General features: G+C 60.7%; 12 protein-coding genes. 3 read left to right on the top strand and 9 right to left on the bottom strand.

Annotated elements, in window-relative coordinates; translation table 11 throughout:
* Positions 1-7: 7 nt before the first annotated feature.
* The 6 genes from VLL26_RS02835 to VLL26_RS02810 form a co-directional block, all read right to left on the bottom strand.
* Positions 8-1,480, bottom strand: a complete 1,473-nt coding sequence (locus VLL26_RS02835; protein ID WP_342319612.1) for a cell wall-binding repeat-containing protein — start codon at positions 1,478-1,480, stop codon at positions 8-10.
* 128 nt (positions 1,481-1,608) lie between these two features.
* On the bottom strand, positions 1,609-2,631 hold the full coding sequence (locus tag VLL26_RS02830) for a 3-isopropylmalate dehydrogenase (protein WP_342319611.1): 1,023 nt from the start codon (positions 2,629-2,631) through the stop codon (positions 1,609-1,611).
* A 110-nt stretch (positions 2,632-2,741) separates the two neighbouring features.
* On the bottom strand, positions 2,742-4,325 hold the full coding sequence (serA, locus tag VLL26_RS02825; RefSeq protein ID WP_342319610.1) for a phosphoglycerate dehydrogenase: 1,584 nt from the start codon (positions 4,323-4,325) through the stop codon (positions 2,742-2,744).
* Positions 4,326-4,438: 113 nt separating this feature from the next.
* Entirely contained in the window at positions 4,439-5,332 is an 894-nt protein-coding gene (locus tag VLL26_RS02820) for a hypothetical protein (RefSeq protein ID WP_342319609.1), read from the bottom strand.
* Positions 5,268-7,154 (bottom strand): GmrSD restriction endonuclease domain-containing protein, encoded by a 1,887-nt coding sequence (locus VLL26_RS02815; protein ID WP_342319608.1) that lies wholly within the window; start codon positions 7,152-7,154, stop codon positions 5,268-5,270. The genes VLL26_RS02820 and VLL26_RS02815 overlap by 65 nt, the downstream gene beginning before the upstream one ends.
* 21 nt (positions 7,155-7,175) lie before the next feature.
* On the bottom strand, positions 7,176-8,090 hold the full coding sequence (locus VLL26_RS02810; protein ID WP_425292296.1) for a cation diffusion facilitator family transporter: 915 nt from the start codon (positions 8,088-8,090) through the stop codon (positions 7,176-7,178).
* 231 nt (positions 8,091-8,321) lie between these two features.
* On the opposite strand from VLL26_RS02810, the gene VLL26_RS02805 reads away from it, so the two are divergent.
* Positions 8,322-8,657 carry a hypothetical protein gene (locus VLL26_RS02805; RefSeq protein ID WP_342319606.1) on the top strand — a complete coding sequence of 112 codons (336 nt, stop codon included), beginning with the start codon at positions 8,322-8,324 and terminating at the stop codon, positions 8,655-8,657.
* Between the two features lie 71 nt (positions 8,658-8,728).
* Here VLL26_RS02805 and ilvC read toward each other — a convergent pair whose 3' ends face one another.
* The 3 genes from ilvC to VLL26_RS02790 all read right to left on the bottom strand — a co-directional run bounded on the left by ilvC (position 8,729) and on the right by VLL26_RS02790 (position 12,258).
* Complete coding sequence (gene ilvC, locus VLL26_RS02800) at positions 8,729-9,745, bottom strand: ketol-acid reductoisomerase (RefSeq protein ID WP_342319605.1); 1,017 nt, start codon at positions 9,743-9,745, stop codon at positions 8,729-8,731.
* Positions 9,746-9,841: 96 nt separating this feature from the next.
* The gene (gene ilvN / locus VLL26_RS02795) at positions 9,842-10,357 is read right to left on the bottom strand and encodes an acetolactate synthase small subunit (RefSeq protein ID WP_342319604.1); all 516 of its coding nucleotides are present in this window, start codon (positions 10,355-10,357) and stop codon (positions 9,842-9,844) included.
* A 2-nt stretch (positions 10,358-10,359) separates the two neighbouring features.
* Positions 10,360-12,258, bottom strand: coding sequence for an acetolactate synthase large subunit (locus tag VLL26_RS02790; protein WP_425292285.1), 1,899 nt, complete (start codon positions 12,256-12,258; stop codon positions 10,360-10,362).
* A gap of 252 nt (positions 12,259-12,510) precedes the next feature.
* Between VLL26_RS02790 and VLL26_RS02785 the strand changes: the two genes are divergently transcribed.
* Positions 12,511-14,052, top strand: coding sequence for a mechanosensitive ion channel family protein (locus VLL26_RS02785; protein ID WP_342319602.1), 1,542 nt, complete (start codon positions 12,511-12,513; stop codon positions 14,050-14,052).
* Positions 14,053-14,109: 57 nt separating this feature from the next.
* Positions 14,110-14,673 carry a PH domain-containing protein gene (locus VLL26_RS02780; RefSeq protein WP_342319601.1) on the top strand — a complete coding sequence of 188 codons (564 nt, stop codon included), beginning with the start codon at positions 14,110-14,112 and terminating at the stop codon, positions 14,671-14,673.
* Positions 14,674-14,675: the final 2 nt, after the last annotated feature.

Genomic DNA, 14,675 nt, shown 5'->3' with positions numbered 1-14,675 from the left:
CCGCACATTATTGGTAGCTGACAAACCAGGGGCGCGGCTCAACCTCGTGAAAGGTCTGCTCCGGGGTGAACATGGGGGTGTCTTCGTCGATAAAGTTTTTCCACGCCAGGTGGAAGTTCGGATCGAGCCCTTGGCGCAAGACGTTGAAAGTGTCGAACTTTTGCCCCGGGGTGCCGTGTCCATCGGCGTGCAAAACGTAAGCCAACTCGGGGTGTTCGGTGCGGATATTTTCCCTATCCGGGAACATGGCTACCTGGAACTGGTGCAGCACAAAGACCTTCTGGGGCAGGTTATTGTCGCGGGTTAGCTGCGCCAACCAATCAGCGACGACGTTGATTTCCTCGGCGGTGGCAGAACCCACGCGCGACAATGGTTGCTCACCTGGGTGAAGTTTCCACTCGGCGTCCAAGGCGAGACCTACGTTGGGGCGTTTGAGCAGTTCTTTGTAGAGCTTAGCCTGGCGGAGGAAATCACCCTGGCCAGGCTGCAGGTCTAACACGGCGTAGCCGCCGATTTCGGTGATCGCATCGATATAGGGCACGACCTGCGTGGGATCAGTCTCGTTGGAAAAGTCGCCGTCGTCGCCTGGGCTGTTGGAGGCGACCGTGACAATGATCTCAAAGGCCGGGATGATCGGCTGCGTATCTAGCGCCTGATACTTCTCGGCGTATTCCTTGGCTCGTTGCGCGGCCTCTGCCGGTGGCTGCTCCCCCAGCACGCCCAGCGCCGGGCCGGAAGGATGACCGTAGAGCGCGATCATGCGTCGACCTGGAAAGAGCAAACCCCCGCCGCCTGGCAACTCGCCGTTTCCGGCTAGCTCGACGCGCTTGGAAAACTCCTCGCTTGTGCCCCATTGCTGTCCAAGCGCTATCGCGTCTTTTTCGCTGACGGTACGCATAGATTCGGCGGTGGCGCGCGGGTCTGCGGTAAAAACCACGCTCACGTGAGCTCCCGCGGCTTTGGCGGTGCCAGCAGCCGCCACAGACGTCTCTTCGGTTGCCAGCATCGGCGGCAATGCAATGTCGAGCGGGTGTGCTGGTTGCAGCTTTGCGATTGCTTCTGCCTCCCGGCCAGGGCCGGGCACGTCCAGCGGCTCAACCTCTTGGTGTGAATCCGCGGTGACTTCGATGACTTCGGAGGCGCCGAGGCGGGAAATTTCGGCGTCGACGGCTTCTTGCGAGCCCGGGGTGCGCACCAGAAGCGGCGCTCCAATGTCGTTGGCCAGCGCCACCGCACGCAACTGGGCGTCGCGGTCGTTGACCGCCACCACCACGGAATCGGAGGAGTCGAAGAGGCGGGCGGAGACGTCCACGCCGGAGCCGTTGGCGTCCGCGAGAACTTCCGGGCCTTGCATCTCAAGTTCTTTCACCTGGCCCGCACCGCCTACGAAACTATTGCTGCACCCGGCGAGCACCAGGGTTGCCGCTGCGGCGAGTGCGCAAAGAGAAAGCGGGCGGAAAGAAGCGGCAGGTAGGCTCATGCGGTTTTCCTCCTCGGGCCCCGGATGAGGGCCAGGGATTCTGCAATGATAAAAAAAGGGGCGAAAGCACCTCGGGTTGAGCTTGCCTTTTAGCGGCGCGCATGGACCGTACCCACCCTACTTCACTGCTACCCGGTCGCACACATGGCCGCTATGCGCTCGCCGACCTCCTGGGTTCGAACCGGGGCGTCTGCGCGGGCGGCTACATCTTTTTCCACCGCGTCCTCGATGCGCGTTGCTACTGCCTCATCGCCGAGCCAGCGCAGCATCATGGCCACCGATAGGATCATCGCGGTGGGATCAGCGATGCCTTTGCCTGCGATGTCGGGGGCCGAGCCGTGAACCGGCTCAAACATGGAGGGGTTGGTGCGTGAGGCGTCGATGTTTCCGGAGCAGGCCTGCCCCACGCCGCCGGTGACCGCGCCCGCAAGGTCGGTGAGGATGTCGCCAAAGAGGTTGTCGGTGACGATGACGTCGTAGCGTTGAGGATCGGTGACCATGTAGATGGTTGCGGCGTCGATGTGGTTGTAGTCCACCGCGACCTGTGGAAACTCGCGGCCCACTTCCTCGACGGTGCGCGCCCACAGGCCGCCGGCGTTGACCAGGACGTTCGTTTTGTGAACCAGGGTGAGTTTGCGGCGCCGCGACGCGGCGGTTTCAAAGGCGTGGCGCACGAGGCGTTCCACACCAAAGCGGGTGTTTTGCGAGACTTCGCACGCGATTTCGTGTGGGGTGCCCTGACGCAGGGTCCCGCCGTTGCCGGCGTAGAGGCTTTCGGTTCCCTCGCGCACCACCACGAAGTCGATCTCGCCGGGGTTTGCCAGGGGGCTTATCGACGACGGGTACAACCGCGATGGGCGCAGGTTGACAAAATGGTCCAATTTGAAACGCAGCGGCAAAAGCAGGCCGCGTTCGAGGACTCCGGCTGGTACTTTGTCTGGGTCACCGATCGCGCCAAGCAGGATCGCGTCGTGTTCTCGCAGGCTGGCTAGGTCCTCGTCGGTGAGTAGTTCGCCGTTGCGCAGGTAGCGGCGCGCACCGAGGTCGTAGTCGGTGATCTCAACGTCGGAGCGCACGCGGTGGAGGACCTTGAGTCCTTGCTCCATCACCTCGGTGCCGATGCCGTCTCCCGCGATCACAGCGATCTTCATTTTTGAGATTCCTTTCTCACCTGATGAACTTTTGCGTCATCCTAGCAGGCAGCACAAAGGGCCCGCAGATAAACCACCCACGGACCCTGCCACCAAAGACGAACGCAGCCCTAGTCCAACAACACCTGAACAGAGCTAGCCTGAATCGACTCGGCAACAGCCGCCTCAAGCTCCTCCGGCACCTCTTTTTCCACACGCAGGATCAACACGACCCCATCGCCCTTGCTCACCGGAGTCATCGCGGCAGCCTCAATGTTGATGTCAGCATCGCCCAGCCTGGTGCCCACCTTGCCCAGCGCGCCCGGCTGGTCCGTGTAACGCAAGAAGATGTTTCGGCCCTGCGCACGCAGATCCAAACCACGGCCGTTAATGCGCACAATCTTTTCAACATTTTCCAGCCCGGTCAGCGCGCCGGTAATCGTTTGAACATCACCGGAGGCCGAAACAACCTGGACCTCCAGCTCACTGCGGTGAATACGCGCCTCGGACTTAGTCTGCACGCTGTACTCAAGGCCGCGATCTTTGGCAAACTGCGGGGCGTTGACAAAGGTGACGGGTTGGCTAGTAATACCGGAGAACAACCCACGCACAGCCGACAAACCAAGCACAGACACGTCCTCGGTGGACAGCTCACCGGAGGCGGTGACCTTGAGGGAAACTGGGGCGTCGTCAAGCAACTTGCCCGCAATAAGACCCAACTTGCGGGCCAGCTCCAACCAACGCGACGTCTCCTCCCCGGCGCGGCCACCGGAGACGTTGACAGCATCCGCCACGAACTCCCCTGCCAGAGCTTTAAGGACGGAAGCAGCCACATCAGTACCAGCGCGGTCCTGCGCCTCCACCGTCGACGCACCCAAGTGCGGGGTCACCACAACTTGATCCAGACCGAAAAGCGGGGAGTCAGTGCACGGCTCGGTGGCAAAAACATCGAAGCCGGCCCCGCGAATCTTGCCCGCCACGATAGCCTCAGCAAGCGCCTGCTCATCAACAAGCCCACCACGCGCAGCATTAATGATGATCTGGCCCTCCTTCGCCTTCGACAGAAGCTGCGCACCGAACATGCCCGCGGTCTCCTTCGTCTTTGGCAAGTGAATGGTGACAAAGTCAGCGCGGCCCATAAGCTCCTCTAACTCCACCAACTCAACGCCGAGCTGAGCGGCGCGGGCCGGGTTGGCATAAGGGTCGTAAGCGATGATCTCGGTTTCAAAAGCCTGCAGCCGCTGGGCGAAAAGCTGACCGATGTGACCAAAACCCACGATGCCGACGGTCTTGTTGTAGATCTCCACACCCTTAAAAGCCGAACGCTTCCACTCAGCGTCGCGCAGGGTCTTGTCCGCCGCCGGGATCTGACGCGCGGTGGACAGCAGCAGGGCAATTGCGTGCTCGCACGCGGAATGAATGTTGGAAGTCGGCGCGTTGACCACCATGATGCCGCGCTCAGTGGCGGCATCAATGTCGACGTTATCAAGGCCGACACCAGCGCGACCGATGATCTTCAGCTTCGGCGCAGCTTCGATAACCTCACGGTCTACGGTGGTCGCGGAACGCACAAGAAGGGCCTCAGCTTCGGCAACGGCAGCGAGAAGCTCCTTCCGGTTCGGGCCGTCAACCCAACGGACCTCCACGGTATCGCCCAGTGCGTCGACGGTTGTTGAGGACAGCTTGTCAGCGATGAGCACGACGGGTGCGTTCACGAGATGTCTCCTTGGGGTTACTCAAAAAAGGGTGGAATCCCACATCTGGGTGAGGTGAGTTACCGGACGCACACAGCATAAACCCGCCTCTGTCCCCGCACACACTCAGGGTCTTAATAAAATGCCTCAGCGCGGATAATTTGCGATCTCAAGTGTGCCGCAGAACCAAACTGCCCACCCAAGGCAATCAACGGCGAATCCGCCAACCCGGCCATCGCCTTGAAAGTTTCGACGGACTCCGTCGGGTCCGTCTCCTCGACCATTCTGATCCGCGCCCCGAAGCCGCGCAGGTTCGCAATCGCCGCAATTGAGCTGTGTTGCGTTGCCACCACCACCGGCGCCATATCCGCATCCCGGCGCGAATGTACCGGAAAAGGACGCGCCGCCGCCTTCGGCATCACAACCGGATCCGCCCACGTCGCCTTAACCCAGGTCGGCTCCACCGAGCGCATCTCTGCCACCGCCGCAGCACCCTCACCAGGGGTATCAACCTCCGTGACCGCAAAACTTAAGGTAGTCATATCCCCCAGCGCTTGATAACCACCGGGATCACGGAAAATGCGTACCACTCCAGTAGATTGCGCCAGCCCGACATTGCCGACGGTAAGCACAGTCAACACCTTCATCCGCTGCAGATGGGCAAGAACCTCATTGTGGTTGTCTTGGGTGTGAACAAGCAACGGGGCATGCGCCACGACAGCTATCGACGCCGCCCGCAACTGGGCCTCCGGCGTTTCATCGGAGACCACGAGAATCTCGGAAGTGTCAAACAGAAGTTGAGCTGTTTGAAAACCATAAGGGTCATCAATGACGACCGGATGGGGCTCGAAGCGTTCCGAGACGTGACGCGACTGGTTGGCGGTGCGCGCCTCCGCCACCGGGTCAGAGGCGGTGGTGTTCTGGCACGCGGCAAGCTCGCAGGCCACCGCGATAACAGCCACGCTACCCGCCGTGACCCGCCACATCCTGCGCAGTCTCACCTGCCCGTTGAGCAGCTTTGCCTTCATCGCTTCCCTGCCTCTTTGTCGCATCCGCTTGCATTGGCGCACCGCTTAAGAGCCCTATCGTATCCTCGCTACCGTCGAGGTCGTGGCTGACTTGCTTACCCATCGAGTATTCGATGATCTCCGTGAAGCGCTGCAGCCGGTCACGGAAGAAAGCCTCATGCTCGGAGGCAAACAGCAAAGCCGGGTCGGTGTGGTGTTGGGCAAGCATCGCGTCGAACTCGGCGTCTTCCATGATCGACTTCGATTGCAGGCGGGGCAAGTAGCGTTTGGGACTGTTGCTTTCAATAAGTATCTTGGTGCGAATACCCATCGGTGTGCGGTTGAGCACCGACTCCGCAAGGAGAGGGGCAACATTGTGCATCTCACAGTAGGCCGCCGGGAAGATTTTGTTGAAACGCACTTCAAGACGGCGATAGTCCGCCGCCGTGAATTCTTGTCCGGTGCGCCAATCCCTGGCGCCACGGCCCATGAGAAGCGCGTACATGCCACGGAAAACCCCGCTGGTAGCGTCCGCGGTCAGAAGCCGGGACTGGGCGAACTGCGCGTCGGCTACGGAGCGCGGCCATTCTTCGCGCTGCCCCAGCACCCACGGGGTGACCTCGTCGACGTCGCCGCCCGAACGGATGGTGGGGGCCAGACCACCATAGAGCTCACCGAACATTCCGCACCAAAACCACTGGTTGAGCCGGTCAGTGCCCCGCTGGTCGAGGTCGCGGCCACTTTCCTCCAAACGGGCAAGGATCGCAGCCAATGAGACGATCTGCGCTGGATACGGCACCTGATCGCGGGAGAAGAAACAGCGCTTTTGCAGGAAGTGCGCTGCCGCGGTGAAGGCGCGCCCCAGCTCGTCGACACTGGCTTGGTAATCCTCCACGCTAAGGTTGAGGATGTCGCCGCGGTGCCCGACTGCACCCCCAGTGCGGCTGGTGACTACCAGCGACATGGCGCGCAGAAACTCGATCCTGCCAATGCCGTCGAGCACCGGGTATTCACGCAGCCCCTTCTTTACCTTCTCCCAACTGCCCACCAAGGAAAACCCCGGATCCTGAACGGCGAAAAGGGAGGTGAGAAGCTCGAAAACGTCCATCTGCACGCCCGCTGAGTTCGCGTGGGCGAAGATCTGCCCTATGCCGGTCAGTGAAGTGGTGCGATCCACACGAATCACCGGCACAGTGTAGGCAGGCAGCGGCCCCATCACCCGAAAGTGGAAGGCCTTGACCGCTTCACGACGCCCCGTGGCCTCACCCTCGGCCGCCACCACCATGTCGAACAACAAGTCCACACTCTCCGGACGCAGCAGCTCGGACACCGGCATCACCCCAGCCGCGACCATATCCTCGCGGCTGGTGATTCCCCCAGGAATCTGCGGGCCGAAGTGAGAAGCCACCCGCCCCTGATCGTCGACGGGGAAAACCGCCTCGACCGGCATGGGGTCGGCCGAGGACGCCTTGACCACATCGACAAAGAAGCGACGTTTAATCTCCCGGCCCAAAAAGTCGCGGGCAGGCACCACACCGTCACCGCACAAGGCGTGGTAGAGGGAGGTCAGGCGCTGTTGGCCGTCGAGAAGCACAAGGCCCGGACTCACATCCGCCGCCGGCAGGCCGTGGATGGCGCGCGATTTGAAACGCACCTCAACGTTGCGTGTGTCCAAAGCGAGAAGTGAACCGATGGGATAGCCGCGCAGCACCGAGGTGACCAGCGTGCGCACACGGTCGATATCCCACACGTAATCACGCTGGAAATCAGGCACCTGCAATTCCCCGCGCTCGGTGCGGGCAAACAAGTCGGACAAAGAATAACTCGGCGTGGTGAACCCCATGCGGCTCACTCTAAGCCAGGATCAACAAACATTCTCGGCAGCTTCATGCTTCACGTGCCCAGGGCGCTCAATCTGAATCGTGGAATGGCTGATGTTAATGCTCCGCAGTGCCTCTTGCGCGCGACACATCACGCTCGTCGCCTCGTGCGTTTCAGGCACCACAAGATGAACCGAAGCCAACACGTCCGTACCGTTGAGCGACCACAGGTGAAGATCGTGCAGCTCCGTAACACCGTCAAGTGAGCGCAGCACCGGCTCCACCTCCCTCGCATCAAAACTCGGGGGAACCTGCTCAAGCAGGACACTGAGACAGTGCTTCAGAAGCTGCCAGGCACGCGGCAGAACCAAAGCGGCGATAATCAAAGAGGCAATCACATCGGCGTAGGTCCAACCGGTGATCATGATCACCGCGCCAGCGATCAGAACCGCCACGGAACCCAGCATGTCAGACAGCACATGAAGAAATGCGCCCTCCATATTGACAGAGTGCTCACGCTGGCTGTGCAAGACCCAGGCGGAAGCCGCGTTAGCTACCAAACCGATGACCGCAATGATCATCATCGGGCCCGCCAAAATCTCCACGGGGGAACTTAGGCGATGGATCGCCTCGATGACAATCCACACAGAGACAACAAGGACAGTCACGGCGTTGACCAAGGCCGCAAGCACCTCGACGCGGCGGTAGCCATACGTCGCCTGGCGGGTAAACGCCCGGCGCCCGATGGCAATGGCAACAACGGCGATGATGAGCCCGGCGGCGTCGGAAAGCATGTGCATGGCGTCGGCCATCAACGCCACCGAGCCGGTAAGCCAGCCACCGACGAGTTCCGCGAAAAAGACCGTGGAGGTAATTGTCAAAGCCGCAACGAGCGCGCGCATCGGCGCGGCTGAGGGTGGCGCGTGGCTGTGGCTGTGCTGGTGGTGATGTTTCTGCATGTGACGGTGCGACATGATCCTGACTGTAGCCCCCACCGCACTTATTGGCAATCTAATGAAAACGCAAGCCAACAGGAAGCCGCCCCTCCTGCCCTGGAGTTTCACTGCCTGAACGCAATAAAGCAACAAAACTCACCATGCACTACCCGCGAAGTAGTTGTTAGCGTCGGACACAGCACAACTATGTGCGCGCAAACGGCTTTACCCCTGACCTGGCAAGAAGAAGGAAACATGACCCACCCGAAAGACCAAGAAGTCTGGAATAACGCCGCGGACACCGCACCCGTTAACCTTTCCCACCAGATCACACCCTCCGCAACAGCTCCTGGCGCCGAGGACAGCCCAACCGCCATCTCTACGCCCGACTCCGAAAACGGCTGGTGGAAGTGGCTATTGGGCATCCTGGGGTTTTTGCTACTCACCTGGATCGTGTGGAGCCTCATTGGCGGCGACACGGACGGCGAATTCGCCACCGCCAGCACCGACGCCGCCAGCGTCGCGGCTGAGAAGGTGGGGCCGAGCGCATCTCGACCCCTCCTGCCGGAAACTGAGCAAACAATTCCCTGACATGCCAAAGCTCCCCTCACTCCACGGCTGCGTTGGGGGTGAAAGGGGAGCTTGTGGTTATCCGGAGTGCTTTAGCGCGCGGTGTCGGTGAGCGGGTTTTTTACCCAGCTCATCATGTCGCGCAGCTTTGCCCCGGTTTTCTCAATTGGGTGTGCGGCGACTGCGGCGCGTAGGCCCTCAAGTTCCTTGTTGCCATTTTCGACGTTGGCGACGAGGCGCTTGGTGAACTCGCCGGATTGGATGTCCTTCAAAATGTCGCGCATGCGCTCCTTGGCACCCTCGTCGATGACGCGCGGGCCGGAAAGGTAACCGCCGAACTCAGCCGTGTCGGACACGGAGTAGTTCATGTTGCCCAGGCCGCCCTCGTAAATGAGATCGACAATCAGCTTCAGTTCGTGCAGGCACTCGAAATAAGCCATCTCCGGCTCGTAGCCTGCCTCAGTGAGCACCTCAAAGCCCTTCATGATGAGGTCCTCCATGCCACCGCACAAAACAGCCTGCTCACCAAAGAGATCGGTGACAGTCTCCGCCTCGAAGGTCGTGGGGATGACGCCGGCGCGGGCGCCACCGATAGCGGCGGCGTAGGACAGTGCGAGCTGCTTGCCGTTGCCCTGCGGGTCCTGCTCAACAGCGATGAGGGCGGGGACTCCCTTGCCGTCGACAAAGGTGCGGCGCACCAAGTGCCCCGGGCCTTTCGGGGCGACCATCGCGACGGTGATGTCATCGGAGGGCTTGATCAGTTTGAAATGGATGTTCAGGCCATGTCCGAAAAACAGGGCGTCGCCTGGGCTCAGGTTCGGCTCAATGTCGCGGGTGAAGATCTCTGCTTGGGAGGTATCCGGGGTCAGCAGCATGATCACGTCGGCCCACTTCGCGGCGTCGGCGTTGCTTTTGACCTCGAAGCCTGCCTCTGCCGCTTTTTCGGCGGATTTGGAGCCTTCGCGCAGGCCGATGACGACCTCGACGCCGGACTCACGGAGGTTCTGTGCGTGGGCATGGCCCTGGGAGCCGTAGCCGATGACGGCAACTTTCTTGCCCTGGATCAGCGACAGGTCCGCGTCGTCGTCGTAGTAAACATCAATGGCCATTCTTGGATCCTTTCCTAATATATGAGACTCTGATTCCACATTATGACACATGCTTGGTGTGCCGTGGGATAAACGGGGCACCGACTTGAAAAGAAACTACTTCGAAGGTGCGAAAGTTTTCGGGCCGCGGTTTAGCGCCACCTGCCCCGACTGCACAAGCTCTTTGACTCCAAAGGTTTCCATCACGTCAAGAAAAGCGCGCAACTTCTCCGGCGTACCAGTCGCCTCCACCACCACCGACTCAGGCGCAACATCGACCACGCGGGCACGAAAGATATTCGCCGCGTCGACAACGTGCGGTCGATTGGAATTGTCCGCCGTCACCTTGACCAACATGAGCGAACGCGCGATCGTCGTCTCGTCGTCAAGGCGCACAACTTTCAGCACCTGGATCAATTTGTGAAGCTGCTTAGTGATCTGCTCAATGTGATACTCCGAAGCATCAACGACAATAGTCAAACGGTTAATGCCCTCGTTTTCGGTTTGCGCGGACACCAGCGACACGAGGTTATAACCGCGCCTGGTAAACAACGCAGTGACTCGTGTGATGATGCCATCGAGGTCAAGCACCAGCACGGAGAGGATGTTACGGGTGGATTCGTCCCTATTCATTTCTACTTCTCCTCCTGCACGGACTGGACCGCCTTGCTGGCGTTATGGATGGCTTCGGGAGTCTCAGCGGCGGACTCCTCCAAATCGAAAAACGGCCGGATGTTCAAGGCGTACTGCATATCGGAGTTGCTCGATCCTGCGGCGACCATCGGCCAGACCTGCGCGTCCTCACCAACAATGAACTCGATGAGCACCGGCCGATCGTTGATCTCCCGGGCCTTTTGAATGGTGGGAAGGACATCTTCTTCCTTCGTCACCCGGAAGGACACGGCGCCGAGGGCCTCCCCTAGCTTGAGAAAGTCCGGCACATAGACCTCTCCGCCGAGTTTCGTGTGCGAATAATTACCTTCGTAAAACAGGGTTTGCCACTGGCGCACCATGCCAAGATTGCCGTTGTTAATCAGCGCGATCTTAATTGGGAAGCCTTCCAGTGCCGCGGTAGTGATTTCCTGGTTGGTCATTTGGAAACAACCATCGCCGTCAATCGCCCACACTTCCTTGTCGGGCCGACCAGCCTTCGCACCCATCGCCGCCGGGATCGCGTAGCCCATCGTCCCGAGGCCACCGGAGTTCAGCCAGGTGCGCGGGTGCTCGAAGTCAATAAACTGCGCCGACCACATCTGGTGCTGGCCCACCCCAGCGACATAAATCGCCTCCGGGCCAACCTCACGCGAGAGCGTCTCGATGACAAATTGCGGCGCAAGCTTGCCATCGGACTGCGGGTCGTAGCCCCGCGGGAAGCGCTCTTTGAGGTCGCGCAGCCGCTTCAACCATTCGCTTGTCGACGGCACCTCAATGCCCTTATCCCGGAAGGCGTCGGCAAGCTTGCCCAAAACACGCTTCGCATCGCCAACGATCGGGACATCAACCTCACGAATCTTTCCCACCTCGGCCGGGTCAATATCGGCGTGAATAGTCTTGGCGTGAGGCGCAAAAGTCTCGACATCTCCGGTGACCCGATCATCGAAGCGCGCACCGACGGCGATGAGCAAGTCAGACTCCTGCAGCGCGCCCACAGCCGGAACGCAGCCGTGCATACCCGGCATACCCATATACAGCGGGTGGTGGTGCGGGAAAGAACCAAGCGCCATCAAGGTGGTCACCACGGGCACGCCGGTTAACTCCGCGAACTCACGCAACTCGCGGTGCGCCTCCGCCTTAATCACGCCGCCACCGATATAAAGAACCGGCTTCTTCGCCTCCGAAATTAACTTCGCCGCCTGCATGATCTGGCGCGAGTGCGGCTTGGTGTTCGGCTTGTAGCCAGGCAGATCAAGCTCCGGCGGCCAGGAAAACTCGATCTCCTCCGCCTGCAAATCCTTCGGGATGTCCACCAACACCGGGCCGGGCCGTCCCGTCGCCGCCAGGTGCAGCGCAGTCGCAATCGCCTGCGGGATCTCCTCAGCACGTCCAACCATGAGGTTGTGTTTAGTCACCGGCATGGTCACGCCTCGAATGTCTGCTTCCTGGAAAGCATCAGTGCCGATCAGCGGCGAGCCAACCTGGCCGGTAATCGCAACAATTGGGACAGAATCAAGGTAGGCGTCGGCAAGCGCGGTAACCAAGTTGGTCGCGCCCGGCCCGGAGGTGGCGACACAAACGCCGACCTTCCCGGTGGCCTGAGCATAACCTTCCGCAGCGTGTCCGGCGCCCTGTTCGTGGCGCACCAAGACGTGGCGGAGTTTTTCGGCGTTATAGAGGGCGTCGTAAAGCGGCAGGACTGCACCCCCAGGAAGCCCGAAGACGATATCGACTCCGGCTTCCTCCAGGCTGCGCACGACCGCGGTGGCGCCCGAGATGCGTTCGGGGGCGCGCTCGGCCGAGCCCGAGGTGTCCTTATTGTCCTTCTCCACCTGTTTCGCAGGCGCGTGAGCAGCAGCCACGGGTGAGAACTCCTTCATTGTGGGTGGTGTACGGCGGATGACCAAAAACAAATCCCCCGCGCAGCTTCACTTGCGTGCTGCTCGGGGGCGCTTGTTGTTGCGACTGAGTACAACTTCAGTCCGCTACGGCAAGCGCCGCATCGGAATAATTAGTACGAGTCGCGAGATGATCATGTTGCTCATCATACACAGAGAGCTATGTAACGCACTTCAAACCCTTAGTTTTATTTCAGCAATCCCAGGCAAACCCTGTCTAATCTGGGACTCACTATGCCTTTCGGATACATCTTTGAAGAACTATGGCGCTGGTTAGCCCACACGGGAATCAACCTTGCCCTGCTCATTTTGTTGGCCTTGCTCATCCCCAGAGCCGGACGTTTTGCAAACCGGATCGTGGAGAAGAAAATCACCCAAAGCATGGACAACGACGAAGGTAAGACCCACCTCGCCCTCGCCAATGTCGGCATCAACATCGCGCAGATCCTCGCATTTTTCTTGCTTTTGGTGTTCTTCCTCCAGCAAGTCGGGTTTTCGCTCGCCGGCGCCGCCATCCCCGCCACCGTTGTCTCCGCCGCCATCGGTTTTGGCGCACAAAGCATCATCGCAGACTTCCTCGCCGGTTTTTTCATCCTGACGGAAAAGCAGTACGGCGTAGGCGACTGGGTTTCTTTCGACATCTCCGGAACGGATGTCGAGGGCACCGTCATCCAAATCACCATGCGCTCGACTTACATCCGCACCCTCGAGGACGCGACCGTGTCCGTGCCGAACTCCACCGCGCGCGTGTGCATTAACTACTCCAACTACTGGTCCTCAGCAAAGGTAGTTATCCCGGTGCCGCTGCTTAGTTCCCAAAACACCGCCGAGGTAATTCAACGCGCCGAAAGAGCGGCCCGTCGCGCCATCGCCCAGCCGGAGGTGGCAAAGAACCTTTTAGGAGATCTAGATGTCCACCCGGCGGTTGGGGTCAACCCACCAACCACCGTGGGGATGCCGTGGACAATGGACATGCGTTTTTTGATCCGCGTCGAGCCACTGAGCCAGTGGATGGTGGAGCGCGCCATCCGCATTCAGGTCCTCGACGAGTTCTGGTCGGAGTACGGCTCCGCCCCAACTGTCTCCGGTACCCGCCTCGACCACGTCGTCGACCACACTCATGTGCTTGGGGCAATGACATCGCCCTCCGCTAACGCCCCCACCGAGGTGTTGGCGCCGGAGCTGCCGGAAGCAACCGCCGCCGGCATTGTCGGCCCGCACAGCACCCGACTGTTGCCCATCCCCGGCGAGGGCGCGCCGGGGGCAAGCTCCGACAACAGCGAAGCCACACGCGCCGCGGAGGCCGAACACGACCCAGCGACAGATTCGCTTTCCGACGACACCAGCGGCACCTTCGCCCCCCGCACCCTTTTCGGCGGCACCATGCGCCTGTCCACCGGTGTGTTACTCGGCGCTTTCCTCGTGTTGCTCATCATTCGCGGCCTCACCTTAGGGCCCGCCGAAGGATCGGAAGGCAAAGGTGGCGTCCTCGCCCCGCCGCCACGCCCAGCGGTGACCTCTACTCACAACCCCGCCCCGCAGCCTGCCCCCAAGCCGACGGCCTACCCTGCCCCGACGTCAACTTTGCCCACCGTCGAGCAGTCCCCCACCGGGACAGTAAGCTCTACTCCCGCCACGCCCGACAACCCACAGGAACCACAGAACAACGACAGCACCCAGGCACCTCCGGCCCCGCAAACGGATGCTGGCCGAGCGAACGCCCCGCAACCCGCACAGCCCCCAACTGTTGAGACGCCGGCTGACGCCGCCCAGTAGTTCGGGCCCACAGCCCTTCCGACCGGCGTGTCTGTAGGGTTTACTAGCATGTCTTGCATGACTGACACGCCGACTACTGGGGCGAAGGTGTTTCGCCCCAGCCGCGAACACATCATCGCCATCGTGTTGATGACAGGCATCGCCCTCATCGGCATTTCCTGGGCCCCGCTGAAGCTCGGCTGGATCCTCCTTGTCCCCGTCGCCTGGATTACCTGGATATCTACCGCCTCAACCCGCGTCGACGAGCGCGGCATAACGATGAAATACCCGGCGAGAAAAACCCACGAGATCCCATGGGAGGACTTCGCGGGCATCGCCTTCAAAGGCACCCGCGCGTTGGCCACGACCACCGGCGGGACCGAACACCTCATGCCAGGGGTGACGTTTAATTCCCTCCCTGAACTCTCCGCAGCCTCGCGTGGCCGCATCACCGACGTGATCACCCGATCCGCGGAAGCCGCCGACGGCAAATACGAGATTATCGACAGGCACGGGCGTAAAGTCCTGCTCACCCGCGAGGAATACGACCAATACTTGGTCGAGCACCCGGATCTGCCCGGCCCGCGCCCCAACAAAGCAGAGCCTAGGCCAGAAAACACGCCAGAAAATAGGAAGGACTAAGC

The organism is Corynebacterium sp. BD556, from assembly GCF_038452275.1.
Classification (GTDB): Bacteria; Actinomycetota; Actinomycetes; order Mycobacteriales; family Mycobacteriaceae; genus Corynebacterium; species Corynebacterium mayonis.
This window is presented reverse-complemented; position numbering and strand designations above follow the sequence as displayed.

What these genes read in the sequence shown, in the direction of transcription:
- VLL26_RS02805 (WP_342319606.1), top strand. Translation starts at nt 8,322, where the DNA reads ATGACCCACCCGAAAGACCAAGAAGTCTGGAATAACGCCGCGGACACC.
- VLL26_RS02830 (WP_342319611.1), bottom strand. Translation starts at nt 2,631, where the DNA reads ATGAAGATCGCTGTGATCGCGGGAGACGGCATCGGCACCGAGGTGATG.
- VLL26_RS02790 (WP_425292285.1), bottom strand. Translation starts at nt 12,258, where the DNA reads ATGAAGGAGTTCTCACCCGTGGCTGCTGCTCACGCGCCTGCGAAACAG.
- ilvN (WP_342319604.1), bottom strand. Translation starts at nt 10,357, where the DNA reads ATGAATAGGGACGAATCCACCCGTAACATCCTCTCCGTGCTGGTGCTT.
- VLL26_RS02815 (WP_342319608.1), bottom strand. Translation starts at nt 7,154, where the DNA reads ATGGGGTTCACCACGCCGAGTTATTCTTTGTCCGACTTGTTTGCCCGC.
- VLL26_RS02810 (WP_425292296.1), bottom strand. Translation starts at nt 8,090, where the DNA reads ATGCAGAAACATCACCACCAGCACAGCCACAGCCACGCGCCACCCTCA.
- ilvC (WP_342319605.1), bottom strand. Translation starts at nt 9,745, where the DNA reads ATGGCCATTGATGTTTACTACGACGACGACGCGGACCTGTCGCTGATC.
- VLL26_RS02780 (WP_342319601.1), top strand. Translation starts at nt 14,110, where the DNA reads ATGACTGACACGCCGACTACTGGGGCGAAGGTGTTTCGCCCCAGCCGC.
- VLL26_RS02820 (WP_342319609.1), bottom strand. Translation starts at nt 5,332, where the DNA reads ATGAAGGCAAAGCTGCTCAACGGGCAGGTGAGACTGCGCAGGATGTGG.
- VLL26_RS02785 (WP_342319602.1), top strand. Translation starts at nt 12,511, where the DNA reads ATGCCTTTCGGATACATCTTTGAAGAACTATGGCGCTGGTTAGCCCAC.
- VLL26_RS02835 (WP_342319612.1), bottom strand. Translation starts at nt 1,480, where the DNA reads ATGAGCCTACCTGCCGCTTCTTTCCGCCCGCTTTCTCTTTGCGCACTC.